The 20,090-nt window shown below is 69.4% G+C and carries 17 protein-coding genes; 8 read left to right on the forward strand and 9 right to left on the reverse strand.

Annotated features, from left to right (window positions below; genetic code table 11):
• Positions 1-9: 9 nt before the first annotated feature.
• Together ACO073_RS12195 and ACO073_RS12200 are read right to left on the reverse strand one after the other, a co-directional pair.
• Positions 10-1,803 (reverse strand): hydantoinase B/oxoprolinase family protein, encoded by a 1,794-nt coding sequence (locus tag ACO073_RS12195; RefSeq protein WP_421997679.1) that lies wholly within the window; start codon positions 1,801-1,803, stop codon positions 10-12.
• 124 nt (positions 1,804-1,927) lie between these two features.
• Positions 1,928-4,003: a hydantoinase/oxoprolinase family protein gene (locus ACO073_RS12200; RefSeq protein WP_421997680.1), complete on the reverse strand. Its 2,076-nt coding sequence runs from the start codon at positions 4,001-4,003 to the stop codon at positions 1,928-1,930.
• A 244-nt stretch (positions 4,004-4,247) separates the two neighbouring features.
• Between ACO073_RS12200 and ACO073_RS12205 the strand changes: the two genes are divergently transcribed.
• The 5 genes from ACO073_RS12205 to ACO073_RS12225 all read left to right on the forward strand — a co-directional run bounded on the left by ACO073_RS12205 (position 4,248) and on the right by ACO073_RS12225 (position 9,508).
• Positions 4,248-5,264, forward strand: coding sequence for an ABC transporter ATP-binding protein (locus tag ACO073_RS12205; RefSeq protein ID WP_421997682.1), 1,017 nt, complete (start codon positions 4,248-4,250; stop codon positions 5,262-5,264).
• Between the two features lie 47 nt (positions 5,265-5,311).
• Positions 5,312-6,595, forward strand: a complete 1,284-nt coding sequence (locus ACO073_RS12210) for an ABC transporter substrate-binding protein (RefSeq protein ID WP_421997684.1) — start codon at positions 5,312-5,314, stop codon at positions 6,593-6,595.
• Between the two features lie 141 nt (positions 6,596-6,736).
• Positions 6,737-7,591, forward strand: coding sequence for an ABC transporter permease (locus ACO073_RS12215; protein ID WP_421997686.1), 855 nt, complete (start codon positions 6,737-6,739; stop codon positions 7,589-7,591).
• A gap of 1 nt (position 7,592) precedes the next feature.
• On the forward strand, positions 7,593-8,432 hold the full coding sequence (locus ACO073_RS12220; RefSeq protein ID WP_421997688.1) for an ABC transporter permease: 840 nt from the start codon (positions 7,593-7,595) through the stop codon (positions 8,430-8,432).
• Entirely contained in the window at positions 8,432-9,508 is a 1,077-nt protein-coding gene (locus ACO073_RS12225) for a ring-opening amidohydrolase (RefSeq protein WP_421997689.1), read from the forward strand. The genes ACO073_RS12220 and ACO073_RS12225 overlap by 1 nt, the downstream gene beginning before the upstream one ends.
• A gap of 15 nt (positions 9,509-9,523) precedes the next feature.
• Here ACO073_RS12225 and ACO073_RS12230 read toward each other — a convergent pair whose 3' ends face one another.
• Positions 9,524-10,054, reverse strand: coding sequence for a VOC family protein (locus ACO073_RS12230; protein WP_421997690.1), 531 nt, complete (start codon positions 10,052-10,054; stop codon positions 9,524-9,526).
• Positions 10,055-10,188: 134 nt separating this feature from the next.
• Here ACO073_RS12230 and ACO073_RS12235 point away from each other — a divergent pair, with 134 nt between their 5' ends.
• Positions 10,189-11,358: an aminotransferase class V-fold PLP-dependent enzyme gene (locus tag ACO073_RS12235; protein WP_421997692.1), complete on the forward strand. Its 1,170-nt coding sequence runs from the start codon at positions 10,189-10,191 to the stop codon at positions 11,356-11,358.
• Between the two features lie 140 nt (positions 11,359-11,498).
• Here the strand turns inward: ACO073_RS12235 and ACO073_RS12240 are convergent, their stop codons facing one another.
• From ACO073_RS12240 to ACO073_RS12255, 4 genes are all read right to left on the reverse strand, one after another.
• Positions 11,499-12,599, reverse strand: a complete 1,101-nt coding sequence (locus ACO073_RS12240; protein WP_421997693.1) for an ABC transporter ATP-binding protein — start codon at positions 12,597-12,599, stop codon at positions 11,499-11,501.
• Positions 12,596-13,633, reverse strand: a complete 1,038-nt coding sequence (locus tag ACO073_RS12245; protein ID WP_421997694.1) for an extracellular solute-binding protein — start codon at positions 13,631-13,633, stop codon at positions 12,596-12,598. The genes ACO073_RS12240 and ACO073_RS12245 overlap by 4 nt, the downstream gene beginning before the upstream one ends.
• Before the next feature lie 26 nt (positions 13,634-13,659).
• Entirely contained in the window at positions 13,660-15,423 is a 1,764-nt protein-coding gene (locus tag ACO073_RS12250) for an ABC transporter permease (RefSeq protein WP_421997695.1), read from the reverse strand.
• Between the two features lie 236 nt (positions 15,424-15,659).
• Positions 15,660-16,946, reverse strand: a complete 1,287-nt coding sequence (locus ACO073_RS12255) for a hypothetical protein (RefSeq protein ID WP_421997696.1) — start codon at positions 16,944-16,946, stop codon at positions 15,660-15,662.
• Between the two features lie 154 nt (positions 16,947-17,100).
• Between ACO073_RS12255 and ACO073_RS12260 the strand changes: the two genes are divergently transcribed.
• Positions 17,101-17,991, forward strand: a complete 891-nt coding sequence (locus tag ACO073_RS12260; protein WP_421997697.1) for a polysaccharide deacetylase family protein — start codon at positions 17,101-17,103, stop codon at positions 17,989-17,991.
• A gap of 12 nt (positions 17,992-18,003) precedes the next feature.
• On the opposite strand, the gene ACO073_RS12265 is transcribed toward ACO073_RS12260, so the two are convergent.
• Positions 18,004-18,255, reverse strand: coding sequence for a type II toxin-antitoxin system HicB family antitoxin (locus tag ACO073_RS12265; protein WP_421997698.1), 252 nt, complete (start codon positions 18,253-18,255; stop codon positions 18,004-18,006).
• Between the two features lie 136 nt (positions 18,256-18,391).
• On the opposite strand from ACO073_RS12265, the gene ACO073_RS12270 reads away from it, so the two are divergent.
• Positions 18,392-19,204: a M48 family metalloprotease gene (locus ACO073_RS12270; protein ID WP_421997699.1), complete on the forward strand. Its 813-nt coding sequence runs from the start codon at positions 18,392-18,394 to the stop codon at positions 19,202-19,204.
• Between the two features lie 67 nt (positions 19,205-19,271).
• Here the strand turns inward: ACO073_RS12270 and ACO073_RS12275 are convergent, their stop codons facing one another.
• On the reverse strand, positions 19,272-20,042 hold the full coding sequence (locus tag ACO073_RS12275; RefSeq protein WP_421997700.1) for a Hint domain-containing protein: 771 nt from the start codon (positions 20,040-20,042) through the stop codon (positions 19,272-19,274).
• Positions 20,043-20,090: the final 48 nt, after the last annotated feature.

Below are 20,090 nucleotides of genomic sequence, written 5' to 3' on the forward strand. Positions count from 1 at the left end.
AGAAACGCCTTAACCGGCGCGCGCCTTGCTCGTCGCGGCCTCGTCGACCACGCCCTTCGCCGACACCACGACCCCATAGTCCCGGAGCGCCGTCTCGACCGAGATCACGCCGTCCAGCACGTCGTCGGCGACCTTGGCCGGATCGCGTTCCAGCGGGTTGCCGTAGCCGCCGCCGGCGGGGCCGTAGCAGACGAAGCGGCCGTCCTTGCCGATGTGCATGTAGGGGACCTTGGAGGGGAGGGCGCGGGCGGCGTTGCTGCCGGGCATCATCAGGTCGAGCTTGGCCGGCATGCCTTCGCCGCCGCCCAGGAAGCCCCAGGGGCGGTAGCGATGGCCCTCGCCCTCGACCGAGGCGCCGCCGTCGCTCAGGAAGGTGAACTCGCGCACCGAGCCCAGGCCGCCGCGCCACTTTCCGGCGCCGGCCACGTCCTCGCGCAGCTCGTAGCGCAGCACGCGCAGCGGCAGGTGGGTCTCGATGTCCTCGATCGGGTTGTTGCGGGTGTTGGCGTAGAGCGTGTCGACGGCGTCCATGCCGTCCTTGCCCAGCCGCCCGCCGTAGGAGCCCTCGAAGATCTCCATGTGCACCCAGTGCGTCTCGTCCTTGAGGCCGGAGAAGGCGATGACCTTGAGGTTGCCGATGCCGGCCGAGACGTTGCCCGGCATGGCGGCCGACAGCGCCTTCATCACCGTGTCGGCGAGCTGGTTGCCCGGGCAGAAGCGGGCGATGGTGGGGGCGGGGAAGGTCGGGTTGGCCAGGCACCCCTTGGGCGCCACGATGGTGATCGGCCGGATCAGGCCGGCATTGACCGGGATGTGCCCGTGCACCTCGGTGTCGAGCAGCACCGAGCGGATGGTGAGCCAGATCGCGATGTCGGCCGTGCCCTCGAGCGGCATGTTGATCGGCCGGTCGGGCACCTGCGGCGCCGTGCCGGTCAGGTCGACGACCAGGCTGTCGTCCTTCTTGGTGATGGTGACGACGATCGGCAGCTCCTTCTTGGAAGGATCGTCGCTGTCGAGATAACCGTCGATTGCCGTCTCGGCGCGGTAGACGCCGTCGGGCAGCTTCGCGATCGCCTGGCGCATCAGCCGCTCGGCATGGTCCATCAGGGCGGTACAGGCGAGGTCGAAGGTCTCGAGCCCGTAGCGCTCGACCAGCTCGGCCATGCGCTCGGCGCCGATCCGGGCGGCCGCCACCTGGGCATCCATGTCGCCGACCACGAGGTCGGAGGCGCGGATATTGTCGCGCACGATCTGCCAGACCATGTCGTTCTTCACGCCGCAGTCGTAGACCTTGATCGCCTTGAACTGCAGCCCCTCGGCATAGGCGTCGATCGCCTCGACGATGCCGCAGGAGCCCGGCGACAGGGCGCCGATGTCGAGATGGTGCGCGGTCGTGGCCGCGAAGGCGATCAGCTTGCCCTGGACGAAGACGGGCACGATGAAGGCGACGTCGGGCCCGTGGCTGGCACCGGAATAGGCGTCGTTGTGCATGACCACGTCGCCCGGCCGGAACTGGTCGCCGCGCTCGGCCAGGATCTTCTGCACGCCGCGCACGTAGCCCGGGATGGGGCCGGACTGCAGCGGCGTCGACTGCGCCGATTCCGCGAGGCCGCGCCCCTCGGCGTCGACCAGGGCCGCTCCGAAATCCTCCGATTCGCGGATGATCGAGGAGTAGCTCATGCGCATGAGCTTGTAGCCCATCTCGATCGCGATGTTCTCCAGCGCGCCCTGGATCACCGAGGTGGTGATGGGATCGATGCGGTCGGGCTTGGTCGCAGGCTGGCGGCGGGGGGCGGTGGTCATGGTTCACTCCTTCTCCGTCATCCCGACCGGAGCGCCGCAGGCGCGCAGTGGAGGGACCTTTCTTTGTGTCGACACAAGAAAGGTCCCTCGGCTTCGCTTCGCTGCGCTCGGGATGACAGTGGGGTTAAGCATCGCTCTGCCGGATGATCAGGTTGCCGGCCGCGTCGGCCTCGAACGTGTGCCGGGGCGGCACGACGGTGGTCGAGTCCATCTGCAGCACGATGGCGGGGCCGGGGATGCGCTCGCCGACCGGCAGCCGGTCGCGGCGGTAGAAGGTGGTGGGATAGTCGCCGAGCTTGCCCTCGACCCGGAAGGTGCCGGTGCCCTCGCGCACGCGGGCAGCGTCGAGCGAGCCCGCCTCGCCGACGGCGGGTTTGGCGATCTTGGCAGCGCTGGCGGCGCCCACCAGGCGCAGGTTCACGATCTCGATGCCGGAGTCGGCGAAGTGGTGGCCGTACTCGCGGCGATGGACCTCGTGGAAGGTCTCGAACACCCGAGCCAGGACCTTGTCGTCGATCGGCCCGTCGGGGATCGGCACCTTGAGCTCGTAGCCCTGGCCGACATAGCGCAGGTCGCCGCGGCGCTCGAAGCTGACGTGCCCGAGGTCGACATCGTCGGCCGTGAAGCGCTCGGTGAGCTCCTTCTCCATGGCGGCGAAGTCGGCATTGATGCGCGCGATGTCGGCCGCGCCCGAGACCTGGAAGGAGGTGCGGATGGCGTCGTAGCGCAGGTCGCTGATCAGCAGCCCCACCGCCGAGGTGATGCCGGGATGCGGCGGCACGATGACTTCGGGGATGCCCAGCATGTCGGCGACCTCGGCGCCGTGCAGCGGGCCCGCGCCGCCGAAGGCGACCAGCGCGTAGTCGCGCGGATCGATGCCCTTCTGGACGGTCCGCGACCGGATGGCGTTGGCCATGTTGGCGTTGATCAGGGTGATCACGCCCTCGGCCGCCTCGCGGTCGGAGAGGCCCAGCTCGCGGGCGAGTTCGCCGATCACGCGGCGCGCCGCGACCTCGTCGAGCGACATGCTGCCGCCCAGGAAGTTGCCGCGGTCGAGGCGGCCCAGCACGACGTTGGCGTCGGTGACGGTGGCCCGGGTGCCGCCGCGGCCGTAGGCAGCGGGTCCGGGCACGGCGCCGGCCGAGCGCGGTCCGACCTTGAAGGCGCCGGCCTGGTCGACATGGGCAATCGAGCCGCCGCCGGCGCCGATCGTGTGGACGTCGATCATCGGCACCAGGACGGGGAAGCCCGCGATCCAGGTATCGCGCGCGGTCGCCTCGCCGAAGCCGCCCTGGGTGACGATGCCGATGTCGGCCGAGGTGCCGCCGACGTCGAAGGTGATGAGGTTGCGCTGGCCCGACAGTGCCCCCGCCCAGTCGCCGCCGATCACGCCGGCGGCCGGCCCCGACAGAAGGGTGAGGACGGGTCGCTCGGCCACCATGCCGGGCGTGGCGACGCCGCCGTTCGAGGCCATGATGCGCAGGTCGGCCTTGAAACCGGATGCCTCGATCTCCGATTCCAGCCGCGTCACGTAGTTGCGCACCTTGGGGCCGACGAAGGCATTCATCGCCGTCGTGGTGAAGCGCTCGAACTCGCGGAACTGCGGCGACACCGACGAGGAGGTCGTGGCGAAGCAGCCGGGATACTCCTCGCGCACGATTTCCATGGCCCGCGCCTCGTGCGCGGCGTCGAGATAGGAGAAGAGGAAGCAGATGGCGATCGCCTCGACGCCGGCTTCCTTCAGCTCGCGCACCGCCTGGCGGACGCCGGCCTCGTCGAGCGGCTCCAGCTCCTCGCCGCGCGGCGGCACCAGCCGCTCCGTCACCGTCTTGCGATGCCGGCGCTTGACCAGGGGCCGGTCCTGCCAGGGGATGTCCTGCATGATCGAGTAGTGCTGCGGCCGCTGGTGGCGGCCGATGTGCAGGATGTCGCGATAGCCGCCGGTCGTGATCATGCCGGTGACGGCGCCGTCGTGCTCGAGGATGGCGTTGGTGGCGATGGTGGTGCCGTGGAAGACGACGTCGATCGTCTCGCGCGGGATGCCGTACTTGTCGCAGAGCGCCATCAGGCCGGCGACCACGCCGCGCGAGGGATCGTCCGGGGTTGTGGATACCTTGTGGACAGCCGTCCGGCCGGCCTCGGTGTCGGCAAAGACCAGGTCCGTGAAGGTACCGCCCACATCCACGCCGATCAGCCGCATTGACCTTCCTCCAGACTCAGACGGCCTCCCCGCGCCACGCGGGGAGGTGTCGGCGCACAGCCGACGGAGGGGGCATGAGCCCTAGCATCGTGGCTCAATGACCCCTCCGTCCGCTCCGCGGACACCTCCCCAGCTTCGCTGGGGAGGAGCTTTTCCTCAAGCAGCAAGAGTTGCGCCATGAAGTGGCGATTTCCTCCCCCGGCTATTTTACAGTGCTGGCATGGGGCTTGCTTCCGGGGGACCAATGGCAACGAAGCCCGACGTCGAACTCGTCTCCGTGACCAAGCGCTACGGCGACACCGTGGCGGTGGACGCGGTCAGCCTGCGCATCCCCGCGGGTTCCTACTGCTGCCTGCTCGGTCCCTCCGGCTGCGGCAAGACAACGACGCTCCGCATGATCGCCGGCCACGAGGAGGCGAGCGAGGGCGACATCATCCTGGGCTCGGAGAACATCACGCACCTGCCGCCCGCGGCGCGCGGCACCGCCATGATGTTCCAGAGCTACGCGCTCTTTCCGCATCTCGATTGCACCGACAACGTCGCCTTCAGCCTGCGCATGCGCGGCGTCGACAAGGACAAGCGCCGGGCGCAGGCGCTGGAGATGCTGAGGCGCGTGCAGATGGAGCCCTATGCCGGCCGCCTGCCGGCCCAGCTCTCCGGCGGCCAGCAGCAGCGTGTGGCGCTGGCCCGCGCGCTGATCACTGACCCGCAGGTGCTGCTGCTCGACGAGCCGCTGTCGGCGCTCGACCCGTTCCTGCGCGTGCGCATGCGCGAGGAGCTGAAGGCGCTGCAGACGCGGCTCGGCATCAGCTTCGTCCATGTCACGCACAGCCAGGACGAGGCGATGGCGCTGGCCGACCTCGTAGTGGTGATGAACCAGGGCCGGATCGAGCAGGCGGCGACCGCTCGCGAGGTCTTCAACAAGCCGGCCTCGGCCTTCGTCGCCCGGTTCATCGGTGGCCATAACGTGCTGCCGGCGGCTGTGGCGCGCGCCAAGGGCGAGGCGGCCTACGTCGCCATCCGGGCCGACCGCATCACCGTGCAGCCGGGCACGGCCCCGGTCGACGCCACCTCGCTCGCCGGGATCACGCGTTCGGTCGAGTATCTCGGCGCAACCGTCCAGGTCGGCGTCGACGTCAACGGTCTCGATACCCTGTCGGCCGTCGTGCCGGAGGCGCGGTTCGATGCCAGTCCTGTCGCCCCCGGCCAGCCGGTGGTGCTGTCGTGGACGCCCAAGGATGTGCATGTCCTCGGGCGATAGAGAGAGGCGGCAGCCCGCCGCCGAAAACTGAAAAGGAGGAGGAGCAGATGGCTCGCAGGCAGAAATTCGGACGGCGCAGCGTCCTCAAGGGGGCGGCCGGCGTGGCCGGCGCCGCTCTGGGAAGCGGCGCGGTCACCGGCTTCCCGACGATCTGGGCGCAGAACAACAAGAACATCGTGCTGCGCCAGTGCGGCACCGGCGTGTCGGCGATCAACGAGATCGCCGAGAAGTGCAAGGCCGACCTCGGCATCACCCTGCAGATGACCGCGCTCGACTCCGACGCCGTCGTGCAGCGCGTCGTCACCCAGCCGAACTCGTTCGACATCGGAGACATCGAGTACTGGATGATCAAGAAGGTCTTCCCGGGCGGCAACCTGCAGCCGATGGACGTCAAGAAGATCAAGTATTTCGACAAGATCGTGCCGATCTTCACCACCGGCAAGCTGAAGGCCGATTCGGTGGTGGCCCAGGGCACGGCGCCCAACACGGTGAGCTTCGTCGAGGGCGCGGGTTCCACCAAGTTCGCCAAGGGCCAGACCCAGTGGTTCACGGCCGTGCCGACGATCTACAACGCCGACACGCTCGGCATCCGCCCCGACCTGGTCGGCCGCAAGATCGAGAACTGGAAGGACATCCTCGATCCCAAGTTCAAGGGCAAGACGGCGATCCTCAACATCCCGTCGATCGGCATCATGGACGCCGCGATGATCTGCGAATCGGCCGGCATCGTGAAGTACGGCGACAAGGGCAACATGACCAAGGCGGAGATCGACAAGACCATCGATTTCCTGATCAAGACCAAGAAGGACGGCCAGTTCCGCGCCTTCTGGAAGACCTTCGACGAATCGGTGAACCTGATGGCCTCGGGCGAGGTCGTGATCCAGTCGATGTGGTCGCCGGCCGTCTCGGCGGTGCGCGGCAAGGGCATCCCCTGCACCTACCAGCCGCTGAAGGAAGGCTATCGCGCCTGGGGCGGCGGCCTGTCGCTGGCCAAGCATCTCAAGGGCGCGCAGCTCGATGCCGCCTACGAGTACATCAACTGGTACCTGTCGGGCTGGGTCGGCGCCTTCCTCAACCGCCAGGGCTACTACTCGGCGGTGCTGGAGACGGCCAAGGCCAACATGACGCCCGACGAGTGGGGCTTCTGGATGGAAGGCAAGCCGGCCAAGGGCGACATCAAGAACCCGCAGGGCCAGGTGGTCGAGAAGGCCGGCGCCGTGCGCGACGGCGGCTCCTTCTACGACCGCATGGGCGCCGTCGCCTGCTGGAACGCGGTGATGGATGAGGACCGCTACATGGTCCAGAAGTGGAACCAGTTCATCGCCGCTTAGTGTCGTCTCTTCCCTCTCATGTTCCTCTCCCCCTCGGGGGAGGTTAGGTGAGGGGGCTTCGACGAGACCCTGTAACCCCCTCACCCAGCCTCTCCCCCCTCGCGGGGGAGAGGAGCATGAGAGTCGTTCTCAGCTGATCCAATGAAACGCGTCTCCGCCTGGGTCACCTATCTGCAGGTCGCGCCGCTCGCGCTGGTGTTCCTGCTGTTCCTGGTCGTGCCGATCGCCACCATCGTGGTGGTGAGCTTCTTCGACTACAACACGACCCAGATCATCCCGGCGTTCCTGCTGCAGAACTACGAGGAGCTGATCCTCTCGCCGGTCACCTGGCAGACCTACCTGCAGACGGTCGAGTTCGCCGCCATCACCTGGCTGCTGACCCTCGCGATCGGCTTCACCGTCGCCTATTTCCTGGCCTTCCACGTCCAGTCGACGACCTGGCAGATGGTGCTGTTCCTGGTCTGCACCATCCCGTTCTGGACCTCGAACGTGATCCGCATGATCTCGTGGATCCCGTTCCTCGGCCGCAACGGTCTCGCCAACATGACCCTGATCCAGCTCGGCCTGATCAAGGAGCCGCTGGAGTTCCTGCTGTTCTCCGACTTCGCCGTCGTGCTGGCCTACGTGCATCTCTACACGCTGTTCATGGTGGTGCCGATCTTCAACTCGATGATGCGCATCGACCGCAGCCTGCTCGAGGCGGCGCGCGACGCCGGCGCCAGCGGCTGGCAGACGCTGCGCACCGTCATCGTGCCGCTGTGCAAGCCCGGCATCGCCATCGGCTCGATCTTCGTCGTCACCATCGTGATGGGCGACTTCGTGACGGTGCGGCTGATGAGCGGCGGCCAGAGCGCCTCGGTCGGGCTCATGATGATGAACGCCATGTCGCTGCTGCAGTACCCGGCCGCCGCCGCCAACGCCGTCGTGCTGCTGCTGCTGGTTCTGTTCACCGTGGCCGCCATGATGCGGCTCGTCGACATCCGCAAGGAGCTGTGAGGTGAACCGCCGCCGCGGTCCCGGCTACTGGCTGCTCGCCGGCTTCTTCGCGCTGTTCGTGCTGTTCCTCTATGGCCCGACGCTCACCATCCTGGTCCTGTCCTTCCAGGGTCCGTCGGGCGGTCTCACCTTCCCGATGAACGGCGTGTCGCTGCACTGGTTCAAGAACCTGTTCGAGACCCAGATGGTCGGCGACTTCGCCGGCTCCTTCCAGCGCTCGATCGCGCTCGGCATCGCGGTCATGATCGTGACGGTCATCGCCTCCTTCTCGGCCGGGCTCGCCTTCCGCAGCCGCTTCCGCGGCAGCTCCCTGATCTTCTACCTGGCGATCGCCAGCCTGATCGTGCCCTCGATCCTGATCGGGCTGGGCATCGGCCTGCTGTACCGCGTCATGGGCTGGGAGGCGGCCTGGTACAGCTCGGCCTTCGGCGCCCATCTCACCTGGACGCTGCCGTTCGGGTTGCTCATCATGTTCGCCGTGTTCAACCGATTCGACCGGCGCTACGAGGAGGCGGCCCGCGACCTCGGCGCCACGGCCTGGCAGACGATCCGATTCGTCGTTATCCCGATCCTGCTGCCCAGCCTGATCGGCGTCGGCCTGTTCGGCTTCACGCTGTCCTACGACGAGTTCGCCCGCAGCCTCTATACTGCGGGCACCTTCAACACCCTGCCGCTCGAGATCTACGGCATGACGACCAACGTCACGACCCCCGTGCTCTATGCGCTCGGTACCGTGACCACGGCGGTCTCGTTCCTGGTGATCGGGCTGGCGGTCGCGTCGTTCACATGGGTGCGCCGCCGGCGCGAGCGCCACGGCAGCGACGCCGGCAAGGCGGCCTGATGAGCGGCCCGACGCGGCGCGCCCGGGTGCTGCGGCTGGCGACCGCCGGCCCGCAGGACACCGCGCCGCTGGCCGCCGCCATCGACCGCGGCGAGGTCGACCCCGCGACTGTCGTCGCCATCGTCGGCAAGACCGAGGGCAACGGCTGCGTCAACGACTTCACCCGCGGCTACGCCACGCTGGCGCTGAAGCTGCTGCTGGCCGAGCGGCTGGGCTGCCCGCTGGCCGAGGTCGAGGCGCGGGTCGCCATCGTCATGTCGGGCGGCACCGAGGGCGGGCTGTCGCCCCATCTCCTGGTGTTCTGCCGCGTGAGCGCCGGCGCGGAGGCCGCCCCGTCGGGCAAGCGGCTGGCGATCGGCGTCGGCCTGACGCGTGCCTTCCGCCCGGAGGAGATCGGTCGGCAGGCGCAGATCGCCGCCACGGCCGGGGCCGTCACGGCGGCGATGCGCGATGCCGGCATCGACCGTCCGGGCGACGTGCACTTCGTGCAGATCAAGTGCCCGCTGCTCACCAAGGAGCGCATCGAGGAGGCGGCGCGGCGCGGCGCCACCGTCGCCACCGACGACACCTATCATTCGATGGCGCTGTCGCGCGGCGCCTCGGCGCTGGGGGTCGCGCTGGCGCTGGGCGAGGTCGACGCCGCCCCCGAGGCGGCGGTCTGCCGCGACTGGTCGCTGCATTCGGGCGTCGCCAGCACCTCGGCCGGCGTCGAGCTGCTGCGCAACGAGGTCGTGGTGCTGGGCAACGCGGCCGGCTGGGCTGGCGACCTCGCGATCGACCACGAGGTGATGCGCGACGCGATCGACGCCGGGGCCGCGCGGCGCGTGCTGGAGCGGCTGGGCGGCGAGACCGTGGCCGTGCTCGCCAAGGCCGAGGCGGCGCCCAGCGGCGAGATCCGCGGCCGCCGCCACACGATGCTGGACGACAGCGACATCCATTCGACCCGCCACGCCCGCGCCCTGGTCGGCGGCGTGCTGGCCGGCGCGGTCGGCGACACGCTGCTCTACGTCTCCGGCGGCGCCGAGCACCAGGGCCCGCCCGGCGGCGGCCCGGTGGCGATCATCGCGAAGGTGTAGGGGGCCGGTGCCGCGTCAGGTCGGCCACTGGCGGCGGATCGGGTCGCTGCCGTCCCAGTCGACGGCGGCCGCCCGGATGGCGTCGAAGATCCGGCGCCGCGCATCGGTCATGTGGGCCATCTCGATCACCGTGCCCGGGTGGCCTTCGTCCTGGAGATAGACGAAGCGGCCGCGCGCGCTGTCGCCGTGCTGTCCGATGACATAGCCAGAGCGGACCGCCTGCAGGAGCCGGTCGTCGTAGTCGACCGGCCAGCTCGACCAGTGCTGCATGCCCTCGTGGCCGGCCGCCAGGAAGTCGCGGTACATGCTGGGCGTCGTGCAGCGCTGCTGGATGAGCTCGAGCTGCACGTCGCCCGAGTTGGCGAGCGCGATCGAGACATGGATGTCGTCGTGGCGCGTGCCCCGGTAGCTGAACTCCGTGAGCGCGAGCTTGTCGGTGTAGAACCACGGGCCGACCGCGCACACCTCGATCCAGTGCTTCATCGCGGCCTCGATGTCGCGCACCACGATACCGATCTGGCGCAGGTCCCCGAACCGACGGCTCATTGCTTCTTCTCCGTTGCCTGGCCAATGGTGAAGCGGGCAGGGGAGGCCGGCAACCCGGCGCGGCGCGGCCGGGCTCGACGGGCGAAAGCCGGTTGGGCATTGGGCGTTCCGCGGCGCTGTCCTAGAGTTTCGCCATGAACGATCCCTATGCCCGTCTCGGCGTCCGTCGCCGCATCAATGCCGCCGGCGCCCTGACGCGGCTGGGCGGCGCCGTCATGGCGCCCGAAGTCGTCGAGGCGATGGCGGCGGCGTCGCGCGCCTCGGTCGACATCGGCGAACTGCAGGACGCCGCCAGCGCGCGCATCGCCGAGGCGACGGGCGCGGAGGCCGGGCTGGTCACCACGGGCGCGGCGGCGGCGCTGACGCTCGCGGCCGCGGCGGCGATCGCGCGCTGGGACGTGGCCAGGATGGCGGCACTGCCGCATGCCGAGGCCTATCCCCATCACATCCTGATCCCGCGCACCCACAGGACCGGCTACGCCCACGCGCTCGCGGCGTCGGGCGCGCGGCTGGTCGATATCGGCCACAACGACCGCGGCACGGGCGCGGGCGTGCGCGGGCTCGAGGCCTGGGAGATCGAGACGGCACTCTCGCCTTCGGTGGTCGCCATGGCCTTCTCGGCCAATGCGACCAGCCTCGCCGACCTTCCGACTGCCGTGGCGGCCTGCCGCGCCGCGGGCATCCCGCTGATCGTCGACGCCGCCGCGCAACTGCCGCCCCGGGAGAATCTCGGGCGCTTCATCGCCATGGGCGCCGATCTCGTGGCCTTCTCCGGCGGCAAGGCGCTGGGCGGGCCGCAGGCGTCGGGCATCCTGGCCGGGCGGCGCGATCTCGTGGCCTCGGCGCTGCTGCAGCAGCTCGACATGGACGTGTCGCCCGACACCTGGACGCCGCCGCGGCTGGTCGACCGGACGAATCTCCGCGGCGTGCCCCATCACGGCATCGGCCGCGGCTTCAAGGCGGGCAAGGAGGAGATCGTGGGCCTGCTGGTCGCGCTCGAGCGCTTCGTGCGGGCCGACGACACGGCGGAGAACGCGCGGCTTGAGGCGCGGCTGAAGGTGATCGCGGCGGAATTGAACGGTCGTGCCGCGACATTGGTGCCGGCCTCGGTCACCGGCCGCGTGCCGGTGCTGGAGATCGCGGTACCGGATGCGCTCGGGCTGAGCGCCCGCCTGCAGCGCGGCGATCCCCCGGTCCATCTGTCGGAGCGGCACGCCCAGCGCGGCGTGCTCACCCTCGATCCCCAGGTTCTGCTGCCCGAGCACGACGCGCCGCTCGCCGCGGCGCTGCGTGCCGCCCTTTAGAGTGTGATGACAGGGGGCGCCTCATTGCTGGGCGCGCAGGTCCGCTCATCATCATGATGCGGACCTGGAGGTCCGCGCTCCAATGACACGCCACGGAGTCGTGCGCGCCCCCGGCGGCGGGCCGGTTCGCGCATTCCCGGTCACTCGATCGCGAGCGCGCCCTCGTCGCGGTAGGCCCAGCAGGCGTCCGGGGGCAGGGTCAGCGAGACCTCGCCGTCCTGGTGGCGTGCCGCGGTGCCGAGCTCCAGCGCCTCGAGGCGCTGGCCGCCCAGCTCGACGTCGTAGAGCGTCTGCATGCCCTGGTAGCGGCGTTCGATGACGCGGCCGGTGAAGGCGTTGGCCGGACCGCTTTCGCCCAGCCGCACGTTCTCGGCCCTGAGCGCCACGCGCGCCTTGTCGCCGGCATTGAGCGGCTGCGGCGTCCAGGTCTCGATGCGGCCGGCGGCCCCGAGATCGATGGTCGCCTTGTCGCCGCTTCGCTCCAGCACCTTGCCCAGCAGCACGTTGGAGGCGCCGGTGAAGTTGGCGACGAAGGGATCGGCCGGACGATTGTAGATCTCGTTCGGGGCGGCCATCTGCAGCAGCTTGCCGTCCTTCATGACCCCGATCCGGTCGCCCAGCACCACCGCCTCGGACTGGTCGTGGGTAACGTAGAGGCCGGTCATGCCGGTCTGCTTCAGGATGCGCCGCAGCTCGTCGCGCAGGCGGATGCGCAGCTTGGCGTCGAGGTTGGAGAGCGGCTCGTCGAGCAGGATGAGCTGTGGCCGGTAGACCAGGCTGCGGGCCAGCGCCACGCGCTGCATCTGGCCGCCCGACAGCGAGGTCACGGGCCGCTCGGCGTATTCGGCCAGGCCGACCAGGGCCAGGGTCTCGTCGACCTTGGCCTTGATGTCGCCGCCGGCGCCGCGGCGGTGCTTCAGCGGATAGGCCACGTTCTGCCGCACCGTCATGTGCGGCCACACGGCATAGGACTGGAACACCATGCCGATGTCGCGCTCGCGCGGGCTCACCAGGACGCCGCGCTCGGGCTCCGACACGACGCGGTCGCCGATCGAGATGCGGCCGCCGGTCGGATGCTCGAGGCCGGCGACGCAGCGCAGGGTCGTGGTCTTGCCGCAGCCGGAAGGGCCGAGCAGGACCACGATCTCGCCCGCCGGGACGTCGAAGCTCACGACGTCGACGGCGGGCTTGCCGGTTGCGAAGCGCTTGACGAGGCGCTCGATGAGGAGGGCCGAGCTCACTGACGGTAGCCGTAGGTCTTGTTCCACTCCTCGAGCCACGGCGTGCGCAGCTTCTCGAACTGCTCGAAGTTCGGCACCCACACCTTGATGGTCTTGGGGTCCCAGCCCTTCGGGAAGGCTGGCGGCTCCTTGAGCGAGGTGATGTTGCCGAGCTTGGTGATCTGGAAGGCCTGGCCTTCCTTGCTCAGGCGCCAGTTCATGAACAGCCGCGCCGCGTTGGGGCTCTTGGCCGTCTTGGTGATGCCGTCGGCGTAGGGGTTGATCGGCACGCCTTCGGGCGCGAAGACGGCCTCGGCCGGGGCGCCCTCGACGATCTTGGTGTAGATGATGTTGTAGAGCAGCGGCGCGATCGAGATCTCGCCGCGCACCAGCGCGTCGGAGGTCGGCGCGCCAGACGGGAACAGCACGACGCCCAGCGCCGCCTGCTTCTTCCAGTAGTCCTCGCCCAGCACCTGGCGCTCGAACATGACGCGGGTCCAGGTCGTGCCGCCCGACGGCCCGACTACCTGGCCGATCTGCTTGTCCTTGTACTCGGGCTTGGTGAGATCCATCCAGGTCTTGGGCGGCGTCTTCACCAGCTGGGTGTTGTACGCGATCGACCAGCCGATCGTGGCGCCCGGCCACAGCTTGGGCGAGACGACCGCGTCGGGCCGGTAGTCGGCGGCGTTGGGCGGCGCATAGTCCTGGAACAGGTCGGCGATCGCCAGCATCAGGCCGCGGTCGGAATGGTTGACGACGTCGGCCGCGAGCTTGCCCGCCGCCGCTTCCGTCTTGATGCGGGTGATGAGCTGGCCGCCCGGCGCGCGCACCATCGCGACCTTGATCTTGGGGAAGGTCTTGTTGAACTCCTTGATGACCTCCTGCTCGACCTCGGCGAAATTGGCCGTGTAGTAGGTCAGACCGCCTTCCTTCTCGGCGGCGGCGATCACTTCCTTGGAGCCGAACTTCTCCTGCTGAGCCTGCGCCGTCACGCCGCCGCTGATGATCCCGGCGGCGCCGAGGACCGCCGTCCTGGTGAATGTGCGTCTTTTCATCGAATCCTCCTTGAAGCGTCGTTCTGTCAGCCGACGCGCGCGCTGCCCTGCGCGGCGTCGCGGGAAAGCCAGGTCGTGAGCCCGAGGAGACCGCCCAGGATGGCGGTCTGCACCAGGCTGAAGGCGGCCGTCTTTCCGGTGTTGCCGCCTTCGTAGTAGTCGAGCAGCAGCACCGCCATCACGGTGGTGTCGCTGGTGTAGAGGAACAGCGAGGAGCCGAGCTCGCGGATCGCCAGCACGAACAGCAGCGTCATCGACGCCACGACGCCGGGCTTGGCCAGCGGCAGGACGATCGTGCGCACGGTGCCGAGCAGCCCGCGGCCGCAGATCCAGGCGGCCTCCTCGAGCTCCTTGTGGATCTGCAGGAACGAGGTCGACAGCGCCTTCACCGTGTCGGGCATGAAGCGGGCGACGAAAGCCAGCGCCAGGATCCAGATCGTTCCGTAGAGGCCGCCCGGCAGGCCGATCCACGCCCAGAGATAGGCGACGCCGACCACCAGGCCGGGGATTGCCACCGGAAGCGTCGCGAGCAGGTCGATGGCGCGTCGTCCCGGCGCGGCGGTGCGGTTCACCGTGTAGCCGATGGCGAAGGCGAGCGCGCCGCCGACCAGGGCGGTGATAACCCCGACCTTCAGCGTGTTCCAGATCGACAGCATGGTGAGGGGGTTGGCGAACACCGCGTCGAAGTGCGTCCAGCTGTACTGCTTCATGTCGAACACAGCGGCGAAGTCCTTGAAGAACAGGAACTTGCGGAAGGCGGCGATGACCAGCGCCAGGGTCGGCAGGACGACGACCACGAACAGGTAGACCAGCGCCAGGCCGAAGGTGAACCAGCGCCAGCGGCCGAGGTTCAGTGCCCGCGGCCGGAACGCCTTGCCGGCCACCGTCGCGAAGCTCTTGCCGGCGAGGATTCGCTGCTGCGCCCAGACCAGGATGGCGGTGACCGCCATCAGCAGGATCGCGACCGCGGCCGCGGTGTTGTAGAGCGGCGGCGCCCAGGCGGTGAGCTTGAAGATGTAGGTGGTCAGCACGCTGATGTTGGCCGGCGCGCCGAGCGCCGCCGGCACGCCGTAGATGCCCAGCATGACCACGAAGGACAGCAGCGATCCGGCCAGGATCGCCGGGGCGATCAGGGGAAAGGTGACGGTGAACAGCGTCGTGAAGGCCGAGGCGCCGGACACTTCCGACGCTTCCTCCAGGCTCGGGTCCATGTTGCGCAGCGCCGAGGCCGTGAACATGTAGACGTAGGGCGCGTAGTAGATGCCGAAGACGATGATGAGGCCCGACATCGAGTAGAAGTCGAAGCGGAAGTCGATGCCCATCCATTTCAGAACGATGTTGAGCAGCCCCGTCTTGGGCGAGCCCAGGATGCCCCAGGCGACGCCGGCGACCAGGGGCGGCACGAACAGGGGGACCATGCTGGCGCCGGCAATGAAGCCCTTGAACGGCGTGTTGGTGCGCACGACGATCCACGAGAAGGCGAGGCCGATCACCACCGCCAGCACCGTGCCGCCGCCGCAGGCGGCCAGGGCGTTGAAGAAGGCGAGGTGGACGTTCTCGTTGCCCAGCACGTCGAGGAAGTGCTTCACCGACGGGCGGAAGGCGCCGAACCCGTCGACCACGGGGTTCGAATCGCTCAGCGCGCCGAACACCAGCATCAGCAGCGGATAGATGACCAGGAAGGCCAGGACGATCAGCAGTGCGCTGACCCAGAGGGGGGCGGCCCAGCGGCGCGAGACCCCGCTCGCCTCCCGCGCAACTGGCAGGGCATCAGCACTCGTTGCCGTCAACGCTTGACCACTCCTCCCGACGGCCGCTGTCGCACGGCGCTGTCTTGTTGCGGCGACCGTAGCCCATTGCCGTTTCCGGCGCTACGGCTCGCTGCGGGCTTCCGGAGCACCCGTATCAAAACGGCGTGCCGCTGCGCGGACGGGCGGCGATTCATTTCACCGGCCGCGGCAGTCATTTCCTCAGGCGGCGCGAGCGGTTGCGACGCCGCAGTCCCGGCCGCGACGTCCGATCGGGACTACTCGTCGCCGTTCACGCCGGTCAGGAACTTCTTGTCGTAGGAGTCCATGATCCGCTGCCAGCTCGTCCGGGTGCCGCGGGCCGACCAGTCGAGGATGGGCGCCACGGTCTTGATGGTGAAATCCGACATGGCGTAGGACGAGCCGGTGACGCCGTTGGTGATGATGTCGGTGTTCCGCGTGCCGTCCGGATCGGCGCCCGAGGCCTTCGCCGCGAAGTAGGAGGCGTTGTAGTAGCTGTAGCTCGAGCAGCCGAAGAACCCGTAGATCTGGTACTGGCCGACGTTCATGCGGATGGGCGCGCCGATCTGGTCGGCCATGTACTGCAGGTCGAGGCCGCCGACGCGCGAATGCCCGGAATAGAGGAAGACCGAGCCGCGCTCCGCCGCTTCCTTGGCCATGCAGAAGAAGGCGTTGCTGTCGTCGCCGATGTTGACGACTCCCCAGAACAGGCGGACCACCACCCGCCGCGCGCCGTCCTGGCGCACGAACTCCTCGACATGCCCCGGCGACGCGGCCAGCGACTTCGGCGTGCCGCACTCGCGCCCGCGCTCGTCGAGAGCGACCAGGCGGCCGGCGAAGCCGCGGCCAAGCAGATAGTCGCGCGTGTCGCGGTAGTTGGCGGCGTTGTAGTCCTTGTTGCGGTCGGGAGCCGACCGGCCGTTGGCGTCGTCGTCGGCGCCGAATGCCAGCACCATGCGGATCTCGCCCCGGTCGTTGGCCAGCCGCTCGTAGGCCGGCACCGTGTTCGCCGAGTTGGCGCGCTTCTTGGTGATCGCGCCGCTGGCGGTGAAGTAGTCGACGCCTTCGGCCAGCCGGCAGCCCTTGGCCGAGGGATTCCAGAAGTAGGCCATGCGGTACTTGCTGCCGTAGCTGAAGCACTCGTCGGTCGAGCGCGGCCAAACCTCGGCCGGATTGAGCGGCAGGCGGATCTTCAGGACGTCCTGGATCGAATTGTCGAGGACGAAGGTGCCGCTGTAGCGATAGCGCGCGTAGAGCCGGCCGGTCCGGGCGTCGCGGGTCTTCTCGAGGACGTCGATCTGGCCGTCGGCCTTGCCGGCGGACTTCGGCGGTGCCGCCTGCAGCGGGCCGGCGAGGAACAGGAGCTGACGGTTGATGTAGGTGGGCGTGATCAGGAAGTCGGGCGTGTCGTCGGGGATCTCGACCATGCCGGTGAAGGTGACGTCGGCTTCGTACGAATCGCGAGAGTAGTAGGCGAAGGCCGGAGCGGCGGTGGCGAGAAGAACGCCGCCGGCGAAGGCGGCGGACAGCAAGCGGTCGAGCATGGCCTGACGTTTCCTCCCATCATCGGGATCGTGAACGAAGCGAAGCGCGAAATGCGGCGATGAGGGGCGCTGGCGCGGCGCACGGATTGCACGGTCCGCCGGCGGAGAGACCACGAGCGTGGTCTCGCGAGACGTCCGACGCTAGGATTCGAGGATGCGACTGAAGACCCACGACCGCTACGACTACGTGCCGATGCGCGGGCGCGCCGACTACCGCTGGCCGCAGGGGCGGCGACTGGCCGTCTATTTCGCGCTCAACCTCGAGCATTTCTCCTACGGCGAGGGGCTCGGCGCCGAGCTTGCCCCGGGTGGCCCCCACCCCGACATTCTCAACTTCGCGTGGCGCGATTATGGCAACCGGGTCGGCGCCTGGTACATGCTCGACGCCTTCGACGCGCTCGGCCTGCCGCTGGCGGCGCTGGTGAACAGCGCGATGTACGACTACGCGCCCGCGCTGGTTGCGGCCTGCCGCGCGCGCGGCGACGAGATCGTGGGCCACGGCCGCACCAATGCCGAGCGGCAGGGCGTACTCGGCGAGGAGGCCGAGCGCGCGTTGATCGCCGAGGCGACGGAACGTGTCGCGCAGTCCGAAGGCCGCCGCCCGGAGGGCTGGCTCGGCCCGTGGATCTCGCACAGCCACGTCACGCCCGACCTGCTGGCCGAGGCGGGCTACACCTATCTCCTCGACTGGTGCATGGACGACCAGCCGGTCTGGTTCCGCTGCCGCGGCGACCGGCGGATCCTGGCGGTGCCCTACCCGCAGGAGGTGAACGACATCCCCGCCATCGTCGGCCGCAAGATGGGCGGCCCTGAGTTCGCCGACATGATCGTCGACAATTTCGACGAGATGCTCGACCTGTCGCGGGACCGGCCGCTGGTCATGGGGATCGCGCTGCACGCCTACCTTGTCGGACAGCCGCACCGGCTGCGCCATCTCAAGCGCGCGCTGCGCCACATCGCCCGCCACCGCGAGACCATCTGGCTCGCCACGCCCGGTGCGATCGCGCGCCATTGCGCGGCGCTGCCGGCGGGGACCGTCCCCTGAGGGGCGGGGCCCTCAGCTCATGATGAGCAGCAGGCGGCGGTAGGTATCGGGTTCCTGGGGGAGCGCTTCGAGGGCGCGGCCCTGGGGCAGCGGCGAGCCGGTCAGGACCATCTCGTGCAGGCAGTCCCGGGCGCGCCCCGACAGGCGGCGCAGCACCTCGCCCTCGGTCTGGCCGGAGGCGGCGACGCCCGGCAGGTCCGGGATCCAGCCGCTGAAGTCCCCGTCCTCGCTGCGATCGATCAGCGCGTAGTAGCAGGCGTCCATGCTGTCCCCCGTGTCGGGGAATGGTTCGGGGCGCCGCCGCCGCCGTCATTGATCTGGATCAAGCGGTCGGCCGTCGGCACAGCTGTAACGCCGTCGCCCGCTGACCCGTCCTTTCCCGCAGAGGGAGGGCAGGATCATGCGACGCTGGGCACTCATCGCGCTGTCGGGAACGCTTCTGGTCGGGGGATGCTCTGGCGCCGTGCATCGCCTGCCGCAGGTCAGCGACGGCGAGGTGGCCGCGGCGCTGGCGGAGGTCCGGGCGGAGAAGGGCGGGCTGATGGGCCGCCCGGTCTCCGACGGCGAGGTCAGGGAGACCCTGCGCTCGGCGATCCAGCGGGTCCGTGAGCCCGCCCTGCAGGTTTGCCACGAGATGAACGTCGGCCCCTGCACCTGGCAGTTCCGCATCTCGCGCGACCACGCGCTGAACGCCAGCGCGATGCTGAACGGCCTGATCGTCCTCAACCGCGGTCTGGTCGAGCACGCCGCCAACGAGGAGGAGATCTGCCTGGCGATCGCTCACGAGATTTCCCACCAGGCGGCCAACCACGTCGTCCAGGGCCTGCGCAACCAGATGATCGGCGCGGCGATCGGCGCGGTGGTGCTGGGCGCGGGCACCGCCGTGGCGACGTCGGGGCGGCGCGACAGCGCCCAGGCGACCCGTAGCGCTGCCGAGCTCGGCATGCAGGTGGGCGCCATGATCGGGCGCCTGTCCTTTTCGAAGGAGCAGGAGCGCGAGGCCGACTATCTCGCCGCGCTGATCCTCTACCGTGCCGGCGTCGACCTCGAGAAGGCCCGCGGCCTGCTGGTCGGCATGGCCCGCGAGTCCCGGCGCACGACGACCACGATGTTCGACAGCCATCCGGTCGGCCCGGAGCGGCTGGCCGCGTGGGATCGCGCGGTCGCGGAGGTGCGGGCGTCGGGCGGAAGCCTGCCGCCGCGGGCGAAATGAGTCCGGAGGGAGAGGGAAGAAGCGGCGGGCGCCGCTCCCGATCAGCCTCCGGGCCTCTGATGTTGCCTCAGGCGGCCAGGGCCAGGCCGCGCTCCTCCAGCCGATCACGAATGACGTCCAGCGGTCGGCGACGGTCGACGACCACCGCCGCGGCGCTGCGCAGACGAGACTTCAGCTCGTTGCGCCCGCCGTCGAAGCTCAGCACCGGCGCACAGGGCGTCTTCGAGGCGCCGCCCCTGACGCCGCCGGTTCCGGTCGCCGCCGGACCGCGCAGCGTCTCGCAGGCCGCGCCCTCGGCGTCGATTACGTCGTGACCGTCGAGCTCGATGTTGAAATAGTCGAGCCGGCCGCGGTCCGAGACATCCTCGACCACGATCGACTCGCCGTTGACCAGGTCGCCGACCGGCACCAGCACCTCGTCCAGGAACAGCGCATGGGTCGGGGTGAGGTAGAGGTCGCGGGCCGGCACGCCCTCGTCCAGGGCGGACGGCCGGATGCGGACCGGCCGCGCTTCGGCCGGCCACCGACCGTCGACGGCGTCGCGCCGGATGGCGTGACGGCCGATCGCCTTGATGGCGCTCACGCCGCCGAAGCGGGTCACCACGCGGTCGCCCACCGCCAGCGTCTCGATCTTGCGGTACCCTCGCTCCGTGCGAATGCGCGTTCCCCGAAGGAAGCAGTTCCAGCTCCCGCCGCCGCCGCCATGCCAGTGGCGGGCGCTCGCCGGTCCGCCCGTCGCCGACAGGCCGGCAAGGGCGCCGACCACCAGTGCCGCGCTCTTGGTCAGGTTACGGCGCGTGCGATTCACTTGGGCCGCGCCCTTGGTGAGGGTCCCCATATTCGCCTCCACGACTTGTATTTCACCCGGTGTGCAAACAGCCGAACC

The organism is Reyranella sp. (assembly GCF_965229815.1).
GTDB lineage: Bacteria > Pseudomonadota > Alphaproteobacteria > Reyranellales > Reyranellaceae > Reyranella.